The following is a 15,804-nucleotide window of genomic DNA, read 5'->3' as shown; positions in this document are numbered from 1 at the left end:
GGCTTGCTGGCGATGGCGGTGTGCCAGTTAACTTCTTTATTGACTGGCATACCGCCATCGCCAGCAAGCCGGCTCCTACAGGGGATTGTTGGTGTTTCCCGAATAGCAAAAAGCCCCTGAATCGTGAGATTCAGGGGCTTTCGTTTGAGCGGAGGTGAGATCAGGCCGCTTCAATCTTGCTGCGGTTCTGCTCGACCTTGCTCAGATACTCCGCCAGCGCTTGCTGCTCGGCCGGGGTGGTGAACAAGCCCAGCTTGCTGCGACGCCACAGAATGTCGTGCGCCGTGGTTGCCCACTCTTCGCTGCACAGGTAATCGACTTCGCGGGTGTAGAGACCGCCACCGATGTGCTCGCCCAGGTCGCTGAGGCTTTGCACGCCTTCAAGCATGCGCCAGGTGCGGCTGCCGTAAGTGGTGGCCCAACGACGGGCGATTTCGGTCGGCACCCAGTCGAACTGGTCACGGATGCGTGAGCTCAGCGCCTGCGGGGTGGTCATGTCTTCGCCGCCCGGCAGGGTGGCGCTTGCGGTCCAGCTTGGCTTGATGTGCGTGAAGTAAGGCGCCAGTTGCGCCAGCGCCGACTCGGCCAGTTTGCGGTAGGTGGTCAGCTTGCCGCCGAACACCGACAGCAACGGCGCTTCTTCGCCCGTGCCCGAAAGCGCGAGGGTGTAGTCGCGGGTGACGGCCGAGGGATTGTCGGATTCGTCGTTGCACAGCGGACGAACACCGGAATAGCTGTGCAGGATGTCATCGCGGCTGATCTGCTTCTTGAAGTGGGCGTTGACCACTTTCAACAGGTAATCGGTTTCGCCTTCGGTGATCGCCACTTTTGCCGGATCGCCGGTGTACTCACGGTCGGTGGTGCCGATCAGGGTGAAATGGTTCAGGTACGGAATGGTGAAGACGATGCGCTGATCTTCGTTTTGCAGAATGTGCGCGTGATCGCCTTCGTACAGTTTCGGCACGATCAGGTGGCTGCCCTGGATCAGGCGAATGCCGTACGGCGATTCCATCTTCAAATCATCACGAATGAACTTGGCAACCCATGGGCCGGCCGCGTTCACCAGCGCCTTGGCGCGGATCGAAAGCAGGCTGCCGTCGGCGCGTTCCAGGTGCAGATGCCAAAGGCCTTTGATGCGACGGGCGCTGACGCAACGGGTCTGGGTGTGCACATGGGCGCCGTTCTCGCGGGCCGCCATGGCGTTCAGGACCACCAGGCGCGCGTCGTCGACCCAGCAATCGGAGTATTCGAAGCCTTTGGTGATTTCGCTTTTCAACGGGCTGTCCGGGCCGAACTTCAGGCTTTTCGAACCTTCCAGTTTTTCCCGTTTGCCCAGGTTGTCATACAGGAACAGGCCGGCGCGGATCATCCAGGCCGGACGCAGGTGCGGACGGTGCGGCAGGACGAAGCGCATTTGCTTGACGATGTGCGGCGCCTTGGCCAGCAACACTTCGCGCTCGGCGAGGGCTTCGCGGACCAGGCGGAATTCGTAATGCTCGAGGTAGCGCAGGCCACCGTGGATCAGTTTGCTGCTGGCCGACGAGGTGTGGCTGGCCAGATCATCCTTTTCGCAAAGGAACACCGAAAGACCGCGACCGGCGGCATCCGCTGCGATCCCCACGCCATTGATCCCGCCACCGATGACGGCGATATCGTAGACCTCGGCGAGTGGGGGCGTAGGCAAGGTAGAAGTGGGCATCGGCTGGCCTCGGTTTTTTTGATTGTCGATATTGGATTTCGAACATTAATGTTCATTTGCGAAAATGGTAGCCCATCAAGCCGCCCACAGCCAGTTAACTTCGATTGAAAATACTGATCGAAGGGCCGTTAAAGGAAAATTTACGAACATTAGTAGCCGAGGGGGGATTGCGGGGGCACGCATTTTGTAGGAGCCGGCTTGCTGGCGATGGCGGCCTTGAAGACGCCATCGCCAGCAAGCCGGCTCCTACAAGGAGGTTGTTTAGCAGTCAGAGGGGTTAAACAACCTCCAACCGAATCTTGTGCTGACTCAACAACTGCGCCAGCGCCGGCACTGGCTGCTGATCCGTCACCAGGCAATCGATCAAGCTGATCGGCCCCAGGCGAATCATGGCATTGCGCCCGAATTTGCTGGAGTCCGCTGCCAGAATCACCTGCCGCGCATTGGCGATGATCGCCTGCGACACCCGCACTTCCTGATAATCGAAGTCCAGCAGGCTGCCATCTTCATCAATACCGCTGATACCGACGAGGGCGAAGTCGACCTTGAACTGGTTGATGAAGTCGACACTTGCCTGACCGACCACGCCACCGTCGCGCCGCACATTGCCACCGGTCAGCAGAACGTCGAAGTCGTCCTTGGCGCTGAGCATCGAAGCCACATGCAGGTTGTTGGTGATGATCTTCAGGTGGTTGTGGTTGAGCAGCGCCCGTGCGATCGATTCGGTGGTCGTACCGATGTTGATGAACAGCGAGGCGTGATCGGGGATCTGTGCGGCAATGGCTTCGCCGATACGCTGCTTTTCATCGCGCATCTGATCGGCACGCATGGCGTAGGCGGTGTTTTCGACACTGGAATCGTAGGCTGCGCCACCGTGGTAGCGACGCAATAAATTGGATTCCGCGAGCTGATTGATGTCGCGGCGGATGGTCTGCGGTGTAACGACGAACAGCGTGGCCATTTCCTCGATGCTGACATAGCCGCGTTCGCGGACCAGTTCGAGGATTTGCTGCTGACGGGGAGGCAGATTCATGGGGCTTCCTTTGGGCTGCCGTGCAAAATTTGCCCATGATGCCGCAGGAATCTGCTCCCTACCAGTTACATACAGATACGAGTACTTACGTTGGCTTATTCAGCGCCTTCATGAGGTTCCCAGTCACGCGTGCGGCTGACCGCTTTTTTCCAGCCAGCGTAGAGTTTTTCCTTGGCGGTTTCGTCCAGAGTCGGCTCGAATTCGCGCTCGATCACTGCCTTGCCGCGCAGTTCTTCCAGGCTACCCCAGAAGCCACACGCCAGACCGGCCAGGTACGCCGCACCGAGTGCGGTGGTTTCGCGCATTTGCGGGCGCTCAACCTGAGTGCCGAGGATGTCGGCCTGGAATTGCATCAAGAAGTTGTTTGCCACCGCGCCGCCATCCACACGCAATGCTTTCAGGCGTTCGCCGGAATCCTGCTGCATGGCGTCGAGCACGTCGCGAGTCTGGTAGGCAATCGACTCCAGCGCTGCACGAATGATGTGATCCACGCGTACGCCGCGAGTCAGGCCGAACAATGCGCCACGGGCATAGGGGTCCCAGTACGGAGCGCCCAGGCCGGTGAAGGCTGGCACCAGGTACACGCCGTTGCTGTCCTTGACCTTGTTGGCGAAGTATTCGGTGTCGTGGGCGTCGTTGATGATTTTCAGTTCGTCACGCAGCCACTGAACGGTGGAGCCGCCGTTGAACACCGCGCCTTCCAGCGCGTAGGCCACTTCGCCACGCGGGCCGCAAGCGATGGTGGTCAGCATGCCGTGCTTGGACTTCACCGCTTTGTCGCCGGTGTTCATCAGCAGGAAGCAACCGGTGCCGTAGGTGTTTTTCGCCTGGCCTGGCTCGACGCACATCTGGCCGAACAAGGCAGCCTGCTGATCACCGGCGATACCGCCGATGGCGATGCCGCTTTTGGTGTGGCCGTAGATTTCTGACGAGGATTTAACTTCCGGCAGCATCTCGCGCGGAATATCCAGCACCTCCAGCATCTTCGCATCCCACTCCAGGGTGTGGATGTTGAAGAGCATGGTGCGCGAGGCGTTGGTGTAATCGGTGACGTGGACTTTGCCGCCGGTAAATTTCCAGATCAGCCAGCTGTCCACGGTGCCGAACAGCAGTTCGCCTTTGCGCGCACGCTCGCGGCTGCCTTCGACGTTGTCGAGGATCCACTTGAGTTTGGTGCCGGAGAAGTACGGGTCGGTGACCAGGCCGGTGGTGTCGCTGATGTATTGCTCGTGGCCGTCACGTTTGAGCTGTTGGCAGATCTCGGTGCTGCGGCGGCACTGCCAGACGATCGCGTTGTAGATCGGGCGGCCGGTGGTCTTGTCCCAGACCACAGTGGTTTCGCGCTGGTTGGTGATGCCGATGGCCGCGACCTGGTCGTGATGCAGGCCGGCTTGCGCCAGGGCCTCGACCATCACGGCGCTTTGGGTGGCGAAGATTTCCATCGGGTCGTGTTCGACCCAACCGGCTTGCGGGTAATGCTGGGCGAATTCGCGCTGGGCGGTGCAAACCACGTTCGCGTCGCGGTCGAAAATGATCGCGCGGGAGCTGGTCGTACCCTGATCGAGGGCAATGATGTAGTTCTTATTCTGAATGTCGGTCATGTCGATTGCCTTGGACGAAAAAAGGGAGTGAGGTCAGGCGCGGGACCAAATGGGCAGGATCACGCGCCTACGGTATCAAGAAGTTCTTGGTTTGCCGTCAATGGCCGGTGTTGCGTCCTTTGTAGCAGGTTCGGCGCTGGGCAGATGACGGGCAATCAGCCCGCGATACGCTGCAGCACCGAGGCAGGCACCGACAATCGGTGCAAAAATCGGGATCAGGAAATACGGGATATCACGGCCGCCGGTGAAGGAAATTTCACCCCAGCCAGCAAAGAAAGTCATCAGTTTGGGACCGAAGTCACGCGCCGGGTTCATCGCAAAACCGGTCAGCGGGCCCATCGAACTGCCGATCACCGCGATCAGCAGGCCGATCAGCAGCGGCGCCATCGGCCCGTTTGGCAGACCGTTGTTGTCATCGGTCAGGGACATGATCACGCCCATCAGGACGGCGGTGATGATCACTTCAACCAGGAAGGCCTGGGCGGTGGACAAGGCCGGGTTGGGGAAGGTGGAGAACACTGACGCCAGTTCGAGGCTGGCTTGAGTGCCGCGAACCATATGGTGAGTTTGTTCGTAATCGAAGAATAGATTGCTGTACAGCGTGTAAACCAACAACGCGCCGCAGAAGGCGCCGGCCACCTGGGCAAGAATATAGAACGGCAGTTTGCGTTTTTCGAAGTCAGCGAAAATGCTCAGCGCGATGCTCACGGCAGGATTGAGATGAGCACCCGAAACCCCGGCGGTCAGGTAGATCGCCATGCTGACGCCGACGCCCCAGATGATGCTGATTTCCCACAAGCCAAAGCTGGCACCCGCGACCTTGAGCGCGGCAACGCAACCGGTACCAAAAAAGATCAGCAGTGCAGTGCCCAGAAACTCGGCCATGCATTGGCTCGAAAGCGACGGTTGTTGTAAAGCAGTTGTCATTGAAAACCTCTTTGTTTTTGTTGTCTGGCGCTTTTTTCGTCATGGCCAAAGCGCGATTTTCACCAGGGCAGGATCCCCATCCTGTTCCTGGCTTACTGCTGGGTGCTGCGTTGTCACGTTGTACTGTATTCAGATTCGAAAAAATATAGACAAGAAACACTGCTGTCAAAGGTCGAAAGTGAACCGTCGGTCACATTGAAACTATTAGTCACATGAATGATCGTTTTGTTTTGTGGGCCGGACGAACTCTGACGAACGGTAAAGAGCCGCCCCAAGCGCTGGAAACGCTGCCGTGATAGAGCCTTTTATGGAGCAATGTCCTAGAATCCAACGCAGTATTTTTTCTCTGCCGCCCAGTCTGGAGCTGTCATGACCCCCGCATTGGATTTGTTGAAAAAAGTTCGTGCCGAACATCGCGTGCACAGTTACGAACATGATCCGAAGGCGGCGTCCTACGGCTTGGAGGCCGCGGAGAAACTGGGGCTGGACCCGGCGCAAGTATTCAAGACGTTACTGGCGGCCAGTGAAAAAGGGGAATTGCTGGTGGCGGTGGTGCCGGTCGTCGGAAGTCTGGACTTGAAGGGCCTGGCGCATGCCGCCGGGGTGAAAAAAGTCGAAATGGCCGACCCTGCCGCCGCGCAGCGCTCGACGGGTTATCTGTTGGGCGGCATCAGCCCGCTGGGACAGAAAAAGCGCCTGCGCACGTTTATCGATAATTCGGCCCAGCCCTTTGCCAGCATTTTCGTCAGTGCCGGTCGACGTGGCCTGGAAGTGGAACTGGCCCCCGCGGTGCTGGCCGAACATACCCAGGCCAAGTTCGCCGATATCGGCCGCGCCTGAATCAGGGAGAAGGTTATGCAGCTTGAGTTCCATCAGGTCGACGCGTTCAGTGATCGACCGTTCAGCGGCAACCCGGCGATGGTCTATCGCCTCGATGCGTGGCTCGCCGATGAGTTGATGCAGAAAATCGCCGCTGAACATAACCTCGCCGAAACCGCCTTTGTGGTGCGTGAAGGGCAGGGTTGGCACATCCGCTGGTTCACTCCGACCACCGAGGTGCCTTTGTGTGGGCATGCGACCTTGGCCAGCGCTTATGTCTTGTTCGAGATCTATAAAGAGCCGGTCGAACGCCTGGACTTCATTTGTAAATCCGGCCCGCTGAGCGTGAGTCGTGAGGGCGGCCGCTTGTGGCTGGATTTCCCGGCAATCGTGCCGTCTGCAGTCGGCGTGACACTGGATGTCGAACGCGCCTTGGGCGTCGACGTGGTCGATGTGTTGGGTTCGAATGAATTATTCGTGGTGCTGGAGTCGGAGCAGGCCGTGCTCGACTGTCAGCCCGACATGGTCGCGTTGGCCAAACTGCCGTGGCCGGGCGCCATCGTCACCGCCAAGGGCAGCAAGCATGATTTTGTGTCGCGGTACTTCGCGCCGGCGATCGGTATCAATGAGGACCCGGTGACCGGTTCGACCCATTGCAGTTTGATCCCGTATTGGTCGAAGCGTTTGGGCAAGTCGAGCCTGACGGCGTATCAGTGTTCGAAGCGAGGCGGGGAGTTGTTCTGTCGGCTGGAAGGCGATCGGGTGAAGATCGGCGGGAATGCGACGCTGGTTGCGAGCGTAATGCTGATGTTGGGTTAACCCCAACCCCTGTAGGAGCCAGCAAGCCGGCTCCTACAGATTCAGGTATCAGCTGGCAGTGCTGTAACGCCGAACGCCGGATTCGACCGTCGGAATCTGCGCGGCGATGCTGCCGGACGCCTGGAACAACACCAGGTGTTCAGCGGCAACCCGAATGCCAACTTCTGCACCGACCAGATGATCGGCATGGCTCGGGAAAATCGATTCCAGCTGCGCGCCGGTGGGCATCTGCAACCGATACAACGTCGACGCACCCTGGAACGACTTGCCGACAATCCGCGCCTTCAAGCCACTGTCCGGTGCATAAACGATATCGTCCGGGCGCAACAATACGTCCACGGCACCACCAATCGGCCAGGTGTAGGCCCGATTGCCGCGCAACTCACCCAGCTCGGTCTGCACCGATTCCGGGCTGCTCAGCTGACCACGAATGAAGTATCCCTGGCCGATGAAACTGGCCACATAGGGCGTCAGCGGTTCGTGATACAGGTTGTAGGGCGTGTCCCACTGTTCCAGGCGACCTTCCTTGAAAACCCCGACATGATCGCTTACCGCGAAGGCTTCTTCCTGGTCGTGGGTCACCAGAATTGCGCTGGTGCCACGGGCCTTGAGGATATCGCGCACTTCGTGGCTGAGCTTGCGCCGCAGTTCGCCGTCGAGGTTGGAGAACGGTTCGTCGAGCAGCAGCAGTTGCGGTTCCGGCGCCAGGGCGCGAGCCAGGGCAACACGCTGTTGCTGACCGCCGGAAAGCTCGTGCGGAAAGCGTTTGCCGAGGTTTTTCAGGTTGACCAGTTCCAGCAGCTCTTCGGTCACGCGATCCTTTTGCGGATGCTTGCGAATCCCGAACGCGATGTTTTCGGCCACGCTCAAATGCGGAAACAGTGCGTAATCCTGGAACACCATGCCGATCCGGCGTTTCTCCGGTGCGAGGGTGAAGCCGGCGCTGGAGATCGTCTCGCCCGCCAGGGTGATTTCACCTTCGTGCACCGGTTCAAAACCGGCAATCGCCCGCAGCGTCGTGGTTTTGCCGCAACCCGAAGAACCGAGCAGGCAACCGATATCACCGGCATTCAAATGCAGGTTGAGGTTCTGCACGACGCGCTGGTCTTGATAACCGCAAGCGAGGTTGCGCAGGTTAAGCAGTAATGGCTGGCTCATGCGTGGTGGTACGAAGGCGGAACGAGAAACTCGAGCAGGGCCTTTTGTGCGTGAAGACGGTTTTCCGCTTGGTCCCAGGCGACTGAGCGCGGGTCATCGAGCAGGTCAAGGCTGATTTCCTCGCCACGGTGGGCGGGCAGGCAATGCATGAACAGCACGTCTTCGGCGGCCAGGTCCAGCAGGGCACGGTTGACCTGGAACGGTGCGAACAGCTTCAGGCGCTTGGCGGTTTCCTCTTCCTGGCCCATGGAGGTCCAGACGTCGGTGCTCACCAGGTGCGCGCCGCGCACGGCGTCCTTCGGATCCCGGACGATGGTCACGCGGTCACCGGCGCTGGCCACAAACTCAGGATTGGGTTCATAGCCTTCAGGGCACGCGATGCGCAACTGGAAGTCGAACTGGATCGCCGCTTCTATATAGCTGTTGCACATGTTGTTGCCGTCGCCGATCCAGGCAACGGTCTTGCCCTGGATCGAGCCGCGATGTTCGAGGAAGGTTTGCATGTCGGCCAGCAACTGGCACGGGTGCAGGTCATCGGACAGGCCGTTGATCAGCGGGACGCGCGAATTGGCGGCGAATTCGGTCAGGGTGCTGTGGGAAAACGTACGGATCATCACCGCATCGAGCATGCTCGACATGACAATGGCGGCGTCGCCGATCGGTTCGCCACGGCCCAGTTGCGTGTCGCGCGGCGACAGGAAGATTGCCTGGCCACCGAGCTGGATCATGCCGGCCTCGAACGAGATCCGGGTACGGGTCGAGGACTTCTCGAAAATCATCCCGAGCACGCGGTTTTTCAGAGGCTCGAACAGTACGCCGCGGTTACGCAGGTCTTTGAGCTCAACGCCTCGACGGATCACGCTGACCAGCTCTTCGGGCGTGCAATCCATCAGGGAGAGAAAGTGCCTTGCGCTCATCATTGACTACCTTTTTGCTACAAACCGCAGATGCTCAAAGCCTTGTTTAACTGGAAAACGGGCGAGACCTGCGGCGTAAGCCGCACAGGGCGACGAAATAGGGGAAGGCGCGATCTTATAATTAAATGTCGCGTCTTACCAATAGGGCTACGGTTTTTAGGGGATTTCAGAGGGGCTATGGGGTGACCACAGTAGCGCTTTTGAAGCCTGTTTCCTGACAGCAGCTGCTCATTTGTACACTGCGGCTGCGGGGCTTTGCAATCAAACAGGGCGGGCATGGTGCGCTGATGGTCGGTTTCTGACCCGGCATTCCAGCCAGCTGATGGCAATGTGCCTCGTTTGTAACACTTGCTAATGCAATGTGCTGGGTTATAACTAAGTCACGAGCGACGCAGGAAGCCTTCGGAATGGAATCGAAAGAACAGCAATTGATGGAATTACTAGGTCTCACGGCCCGCTCACTGACGCATCTCACCGCTTCCATGACCTCAATGTCCTTTGAGCTTTTGCGAAGTAACGACGAGGTGACCAGGGCCGCTGGCCGGCGGATGATCGACCGCATGGCCACCATCAGCACAGGGCTCGACGAGCACTGGCGGCTGATCGGCGAGCTCACCGGCGTGCATGTCGCCCACGAACAGATTGAAACCATCCAGGAGATTCAGTTGCAGGCGCCGCCGAGGCTGCCGTCGAACTGATCCCGAGCGGTCATCGGCTGGCCTGATGGCCGCCGATTCACAAGACGAACGTCGCTGGCGCAGTGGCGGGGCACGCGCCATAGTTTTGTTCCCGCGGTCGTTATTGCCCGCCCAGAACAAGACAGAGACTGGCCATGACCAAGACTCTCCATCACCGTGCGTGCCACCTGTGTGAAGCCATCTGCGGCCTGACCATCGAGACCACCGAGCTCGATGGCGATGTGCAGATCACCTCGATCAAGGGCGATGCCCTCGATACGTTCAGCCGCGGGCACATCTGCCCCAAGGCCGTTGCCCTGCAAGACATCCAGAACGATCCTGACCGCCTGCGTCAGCCGATGCTGCGCGTTGGCAGCGAATGGCAGCCGATCGAGTGGGAAGATGCCTTCAACCTGGTCGCCGAACGTCTGGCAGGGATACAGGAGCGCCACGGGCAGAACTCGGTGGCGGTTTATCAAGGCAACCCCAGCGTGCACAACTACGGGCTGATGACCCACAGCAATTACTTTCTTGGCCTGCTGAAAACCCGCAACCGGTTTTCCGCGACCTCGGTCGATCAGTTGCCTCATCACCTGACCAGCCATTTGATGTACGGCCACGGTCTGCTGTTGCCGATCCCGGACATCGATCACACCGATTTCATGTTGATTCTTGGTGGTAATCCGCTGGCCTCCAACGGCAGCATCATGACCGTGCCGGATGTCGAAAAGCGCCTGAAAGCGATACAGGCCCGGGGCGGCAAAGTGGTGGTGGTCGATCCGCGTCGCAGCGAAACGGCTGCGATTGCCGATCAGCATCTGTTCGTCCGTCCGGGCGGCGACGCAGCATTGCTGTTCGGGCTGCTCAACACGTTGTTTGCTGAAGGGTTGACCCGCGACAGCCATTTGCCGGTCGACGGCCTGGATGACGTGCGCGAGGCCGTCGCGGCTTTCACCGCCGAAGCCATGAGCCCGCTGTGTGCCGTGCCGGCCGAGCAGATCCGCCAATTGGCGCGGGACTTCGCAGCGGCGCCGACAGCGGTTTGCTATGGCCGTATGGGCGTTTCCACCCAGGCGTTCGGCACGTTGTGTCATTGGCTGGTGCAGTTGATCAACCTGGTCACCGGCAACCTTGATCGCGTCGGTGGCGCGGTGTGCACCGAACCGGCGGTGGACCTGGTGGCGTCTACCTCGGGCGGGCATTTCAATCTGTGGCAGAGCCGCGTGTCCGGGCGTCCGGAATACAGCGGCGAGCTGCCGGTGTCGGCGCTGGCCGAAGAGATGCTCACCGAAGGGGAAGGGCAGGTTCGCGCGCTGATTACCGTGGCCGGCAATCCGGTGTTGTCGACGCCCAATGGCCGGCAACTGGAGCAGGCGCTGGACGGGTTGGAGTTCATGGTCAGTGTTGACTTGTACATCAACGAAACCACGCGCTATGCCGACCTGATCCTGCCGTCCACTTCCGCTCTGGAAAACGATCACTACGACACCACGTTCAACATGTTTGCGGTGCGTAACGTCAGCCGGTTCAACCGAGCGATCCTGGCCAAGCCGGAAGGCGCGTTGCACGACTGGGAGATTTTCGTCGGGCTGGCCAAGGCCTTTGCCGCGAAGACCGGCAAGGAACTGAAACCGACGATTCCCCCTGCGCAGATGATCGATCGTGGTTTGCGAATGGGGCTGTATGGCGACGCCTCGCCGTACAAGCTGTCTTTGGCGACGCTGTTTGATCAACCGCATGGCGTCGACCTTGGCGCACTGAAATCTAATCTGGCGCCACGCCTGAAAACCGCCAACCAGCGCGTTCAGGCAGCACCGGCGGCGATCCTTGCCGACCTCTCGCGATTTGCGGCGCTGCAAGCACCGGCGGCCGATGAACTGCTGATGATTGGCCGTCGTCACGTGCGCAGCAATAACTCGTGGATGCACAACTACCACCGACTGGTGAAGGGCAAGCCGCGTCATCAGTTGCTGATGCATCCGGACGACCTGGCCAGTCGCGGGCTCAGCGATGGGCAGCGGGTGCGGGTCAGTTCCCGGGTCGGCATGATCGAAGTGGAAGTGCTGGGCAGTCAGGATATGATGAAAGGAGTGGTCAGCCTGCCGCACGGTTGGGGCCATGCGCGGCCTGGCGTGCAGATGACGATTGCCAGCGGCCAGCCAGGTTCCAGTGCCAATGATCTGACCGACGAGTGTCAGCTCGATGAGTTGTCGGGGAATGCGGCATTGAACGGTGTGCCGGTGACCGTAGCGGCGGCTTGATTGAGTCTGTCGGGGAGACCGAGCATGGCGCTCGGCTTTCCGTTACAATGCGCCACCGTGCCGACCCCCGAGTCGGAAAGTTCAGCCGAGGTGCTTCATGGATATCATCGAAACGATTAAAGAGCAGATTGCCAACAACACCATTCTGCTTTACATGAAAGGTTCGCCGAATGCCCCGCAGTGTGGCTTCTCCGCGAAAGCCGCACAGGCCGTGATGGCATGTGGTGAAAAGTTTGCTTACGTGGATATCCTGCAGAACCCGGAAATCCGCGCCAACCTGCCAAAATACGCCAACTGGCCAACTTTCCCGCAACTGTGGGTTGGTGGTGAGCTGGTCGGCGGTAGCGACATCATGACCGAGATGGCTGCAGACGGTTCGCTGCAAAGCACCATCAAAGCGGCTGTTGAAGCCGCCGCTGCTGCCAAGACCGAAGCCTGATGCGGTCTCTGTAGGAGCAAGCTTGCTCGCGATGAACGATAACGCGGTTTCTTGATAAACCGCAGCGCCTGCATCGCTGGCAAGCCAGCTCCTACAAAAGCGAAGGCACAAAAAAGCCCCGCCTCTTAAAAGAGAGCGGGGCTTTTTATTGTCTTGAATCTAACGGGCGCTAACTTACTCGTCGTCGCCCATCTGCGATTGCAGATAGTTCTCAAGACCGATTTTATCGATCAGGCCCAGTTGGGTTTCCAGCCAGTCGATATGTTCTTCTTCGGATTCAAGAATATCTTCGAGCAGTTCACGGCTACCGTAGTCGCCAACGGTTTCACAATGAGCGATCGCGACTTTCAGGTCGGCATGGCCGGTGCGTTCGATACGCAGGTCGCACTCAAGCATTTCCTGGGTGTGTTCGCCGATCTGCAGCTTGCCCAGGTCCTGCACGTTAGGCAGGCCTTCCAGGAACAGGATGCGCTTGATCAGCTTGTCCGCGTGTTTCATCTCGTCGATGGACTCGTGGTATTCGTGCTTTCCGAGCTTGTTCAGACCCCAATCTTCATACATGCGCGCATGCAGAAAATACTGATTGATCGCGACCAGCTCATTGGCAAGGATCTTGTTGAGATGCTGGATGACTGTAATGTCGCCTTTCATGATGGGGTCCTGCCCTGTAATAGCTGTCTATAAACCGGAGTTTGAGCCGCACAACTAAGAGTGTCAAACCTAACTTATTGAAACTTAAATGAACATACGAATCATAACTAAGCAGCAGTATCCGGCACTGATCGAGATGATCGACGGTGCAGGATGTGATTGATGAAAAAGGCAGCAAACAAGGCGATGAACGGCGTCATCGGCATATGATAGCGATCCTGGCCGACGATCAGCAGAGCCACGGTTGCAAACAAGGCGGGCGTTACCACCAGCGGATCGAAAAAACGCAAAGGATTTTCCCGGAGAAATATTCCGACGCCAATGAGAGAGAGGGAGAAAATTGCTAACCAATAGGCGGCAGAGCCAGCCTTGAGTATCGGTTGCAATGCAGGAGCTAGCGAGTTCTGGTTCCATGCTATGCCGATGCTTTCGCGATCAAAGCTGTGGGCGACCCGGTTCAGGCATAACCGAAGATAGAGACCTGGATTTTCGCGAATGAAGTCGAGCGCGAGACCTTTGTAATGGTTATCGCGGACTACTTCGTTTTTTGTATTGAGATTTATTTCGGGCACCGACATATAGGCCCCATTTGCCTGGGGGTTATTGCCCATCCACAGATTGATACCGAAATTCGCAGAAATAAGTACCGGCTCGCCAAATAAAGCGCGATTACGCTCTGCCCAAGGAGTCAGCAATATTGCTGCGACGACCAGCGCCAGAATGACGTGCAGAACAGTTTGCGCCGGTTTACGGAAGGGCTGATCCAGAAGCGGTAGCAAAACAATTAGCGGTAGAGCCGTCGGCCGCATGAATGCGGCGGCGACCAGAAGAGCAGTCGACAGAACGGTGCGAGCCCAGTGCGGCAACTTCCCCGTACCACGAGCCACAAAAGCCCAGATCACCAGCGTCATGAGAGGCAATTCGCTGTTTGGAACGGTGGTGAAGGCGATCCATGCGGGCCAGAAGGCGAATAGCAGCGCCGCGATGCGTGCGATCGTCCTGTCAAAATACAAAAGGCCGAGTTGATAGATTCCAGCTACCGATATAGAGCTGAGAATCAGGTTGACAAGAATGACTACCCAGCCATGCACGCCCAACAACGCATAAAAGGCGCCGTAAAGGGCGGACGGGCCAACAGGCCAGAAAGCCGTGGCTTCACCACCAGGATAGACATAGCCTCGGCCTGCGGCGATTTCCTGCGCGAAGCTGTGATACATGTTCGCGTCCGATACAGGGCTTACTGGAACCAATAGTCCCCATATCAACCGGATCGCAAAAGTCAGCATCAGAATGGGCAAGACACCTGACTTGAAGCTGGCCTGTGCGAGTAGCCATGTTGTGTTCACCATAAGGAAGGACCACTTATTGCCATGAAGAAGGTGCAGCCCATCAGTGCTACCACGACGATGCTCTGCCAGTCCCGCGCCGCGAAGAGCACGGGGTCTTCATCCACCTCGCCTCGCACAGTCTTCATCCACAGGCGTGCAGTCCAATAGAGCATGAGCGAAGGCGCAAACCACAACCATTCGTGCGAAGGATACATGACGGGCACAATCTCGGCCTGCGTGTACATGGCGAGGATCAGAACGCTGATCATGCCGCTGGATGAGCCAAGCGCCAGCACCACCGGCAGATCTTCAGGACGATAACCGCGACCAGGCAACGACTTGACCGAAAAGGCAGTATCCCGCAGCTCCGAGTAACGCTTCACCAGGGCAAGACTGAGGAAGATGAACATGGAAAAAGCGAGTAACCAAAAGGACGGTTTGATATCCGTCGCGGCGGCGCCCGCTATGACACGAATCGAATAAAGGCTGGCCAGTATCATCACATCGACGATCACCTGCTTCTTCAGCAGGAAGGAATAGGCAGCGGTCAGAAAATAGTAGACACCGAGCACAACGAGAAAGCGTGGCGGCAATTGCAGCGCAAGTATCAGGGATGAACCAAGCAGCAAGGGGATGGCGGCGATGCCCGATTTCACGGACAAGGTCCCAGCGGCAAAAGGCCGATTCTTCTTGCGGTGATGCTTGCGATCTGCGGGCAGGTCGAGCAGATCATTCAGCAGATAGACGGACGAGGCGCACAGGCTGAACGAGATGAAGGCAAGGATCGCCCAGAACAATAGTTGCGGATTCGTCACCTGATGCGCCGCTAGCAGGGGGACGAAGACAAGGAGATTCTTCAGCCACTGCTGAATGCGCAGGGCTCTCCACCAGACACGAAAACCACCGCTTGGATCCTCTATAAAATCAATGTCGTGATTGCTATCCCGCGCCGCTTGCCTCAGGCCGTCCTGTGAGGAAACCAGAAACGCCCGGCGCGCCCGTGCGAATACGGGCAAGTCCGCTTTGTCGTTGCCGATATAGTCGAAGCCTCGTTCGCCAAAGCGTTCGACGAGCATACTAGCCTTGGCGTGGGAGGAAAGATTGGTGCCTTCGTCGCTGCACAGTACCTCGTCGAAGAGGCCCAGATGGTCCGTAATACCATTGGCGACGCAAGCGCATGATGCCGTGGCAAGAATGATAGGGCGCTGCGCTGCGCGGGCGGTTTCGATCAGGACTAGCACATCGGTGCGATAGGGGAGGCTAGCTGCATCGATCGTTACTCGCTCGGCGATGCGGTGCTTGAGGCTCGCCTTGCCCTTCATGAGCCAGCCCGGCAGGGAGGCGAGCGAGAGAGGCGAGGTCTTTGCAAGCAACAGAAATGTTTCGAGCAGCATGTCGGTGCGCACCAGTGTGCCATCCAGATCCACGCAAAGCGGAATCGGCGCGTCATCGATTTCGTTCATGTTCGTCATGAC

The 15,804-nt window shown here is 58.4% G+C and carries 14 protein-coding genes; 5 read left to right on the top strand and 9 right to left on the bottom strand.

Features of this window, described 5'->3' with window-relative positions; all coding sequences use genetic code 11:
• Positions 1-160: 160 nt before the first annotated feature.
• The 4 genes from glpD to IB254_RS09865 form a co-directional block, all read right to left on the bottom strand.
• Positions 161-1,699 carry a glycerol-3-phosphate dehydrogenase gene (gene glpD, locus IB254_RS09880; protein ID WP_192417160.1) on the bottom strand — a complete coding sequence of 513 codons (1,539 nt, stop codon included), beginning with the start codon at positions 1,697-1,699 and terminating at the stop codon, positions 161-163.
• Positions 1,700-1,976: 277 nt separating this feature from the next.
• On the bottom strand, positions 1,977-2,732 hold the full coding sequence (locus IB254_RS09875; protein ID WP_008032173.1) for a DeoR/GlpR family transcriptional regulator: 756 nt from the start codon (positions 2,730-2,732) through the stop codon (positions 1,977-1,979).
• A 95-nt stretch (positions 2,733-2,827) separates the two neighbouring features.
• A complete protein-coding gene (gene glpK, locus IB254_RS09870; protein ID WP_008032172.1) occupies positions 2,828-4,333 on the bottom strand; it encodes a glycerol kinase GlpK in 1,506 nt (501 codons plus the stop codon).
• 75 nt (positions 4,334-4,408) lie between these two features.
• A complete protein-coding gene (locus IB254_RS09865; protein ID WP_192417159.1) occupies positions 4,409-5,260 on the bottom strand; it encodes an MIP/aquaporin family protein in 852 nt (283 codons plus the stop codon).
• A 369-nt stretch (positions 5,261-5,629) separates the two neighbouring features.
• Between IB254_RS09865 and ybaK the strand changes: the two genes are divergently transcribed.
• Together ybaK and IB254_RS09855 are read left to right on the top strand one after the other, a co-directional pair.
• Complete coding sequence (gene ybaK, locus IB254_RS09860; protein ID WP_007971306.1) at positions 5,630-6,100, top strand: Cys-tRNA(Pro) deacylase; 471 nt, start codon at positions 5,630-5,632, stop codon at positions 6,098-6,100.
• 15 nt (positions 6,101-6,115) lie between these two features.
• Positions 6,116-6,898, top strand: a complete 783-nt coding sequence (locus IB254_RS09855; protein ID WP_192417158.1) for a PhzF family phenazine biosynthesis protein — start codon at positions 6,116-6,118, stop codon at positions 6,896-6,898.
• A 48-nt stretch (positions 6,899-6,946) separates the two neighbouring features.
• On the opposite strand, the gene IB254_RS09850 is transcribed toward IB254_RS09855, so the two are convergent.
• On the bottom strand, positions 6,947-8,056 hold the full coding sequence (locus IB254_RS09850; RefSeq protein ID WP_008040856.1) for an ABC transporter ATP-binding protein: 1,110 nt from the start codon (positions 8,054-8,056) through the stop codon (positions 6,947-6,949).
• On the bottom strand, positions 8,053-8,973 hold the full coding sequence (gene argF, locus IB254_RS09845) for an ornithine carbamoyltransferase (RefSeq protein WP_192228575.1): 921 nt from the start codon (positions 8,971-8,973) through the stop codon (positions 8,053-8,055). The genes IB254_RS09850 and argF overlap by 4 nt, the downstream gene beginning before the upstream one ends.
• A gap of 407 nt (positions 8,974-9,380) precedes the next feature.
• On the opposite strand from argF, the gene IB254_RS09840 reads away from it, so the two are divergent.
• The 3 genes from IB254_RS09840 (at position 9,381) to grxD (ending at position 12,350) form a co-directional block, all read left to right on the top strand.
• Positions 9,381-9,671, top strand: coding sequence for a hypothetical protein (locus tag IB254_RS09840; RefSeq protein ID WP_192228576.1), 291 nt, complete (start codon positions 9,381-9,383; stop codon positions 9,669-9,671).
• A gap of 134 nt (positions 9,672-9,805) precedes the next feature.
• Positions 9,806-11,911 carry a molybdopterin oxidoreductase family protein gene (locus IB254_RS09835; protein ID WP_192417157.1) on the top strand — a complete coding sequence of 702 codons (2,106 nt, stop codon included), beginning with the start codon at positions 9,806-9,808 and terminating at the stop codon, positions 11,909-11,911.
• Positions 11,912-12,008: 97 nt separating this feature from the next.
• Positions 12,009-12,350 carry a Grx4 family monothiol glutaredoxin gene (grxD, locus tag IB254_RS09830; protein ID WP_008032163.1) on the top strand — a complete coding sequence of 114 codons (342 nt, stop codon included), beginning with the start codon at positions 12,009-12,011 and terminating at the stop codon, positions 12,348-12,350.
• Positions 12,351-12,524: 174 nt separating this feature from the next.
• On the opposite strand, the gene bfr is transcribed toward grxD, so the two are convergent.
• From bfr to IB254_RS09815, 3 genes are all read right to left on the bottom strand, one after another.
• Positions 12,525-13,001, bottom strand: coding sequence for a bacterioferritin (bfr, locus tag IB254_RS09825; RefSeq protein ID WP_008032161.1), 477 nt, complete (start codon positions 12,999-13,001; stop codon positions 12,525-12,527).
• A 107-nt stretch (positions 13,002-13,108) separates the two neighbouring features.
• Positions 13,109-14,350, bottom strand: a complete 1,242-nt coding sequence (locus tag IB254_RS09820) for an ArnT family glycosyltransferase (protein ID WP_192417156.1) — start codon at positions 14,348-14,350, stop codon at positions 13,109-13,111.
• Complete coding sequence (locus IB254_RS09815) at positions 14,344-15,801, bottom strand: UbiA family prenyltransferase (protein ID WP_192417155.1); 1,458 nt, start codon at positions 15,799-15,801, stop codon at positions 14,344-14,346. The genes IB254_RS09820 and IB254_RS09815 overlap by 7 nt, the downstream gene beginning before the upstream one ends.
• Positions 15,802-15,804 lie beyond the last annotated feature (3 nt).

The organism is Pseudomonas sp. PDM03 (genome assembly GCF_014852385.1).
Taxonomy (GTDB): domain Bacteria; phylum Pseudomonadota; class Gammaproteobacteria; order Pseudomonadales; family Pseudomonadaceae; genus Aquipseudomonas; species Aquipseudomonas migulae.
This window is presented reverse-complemented; position numbering and strand designations above follow the sequence as displayed.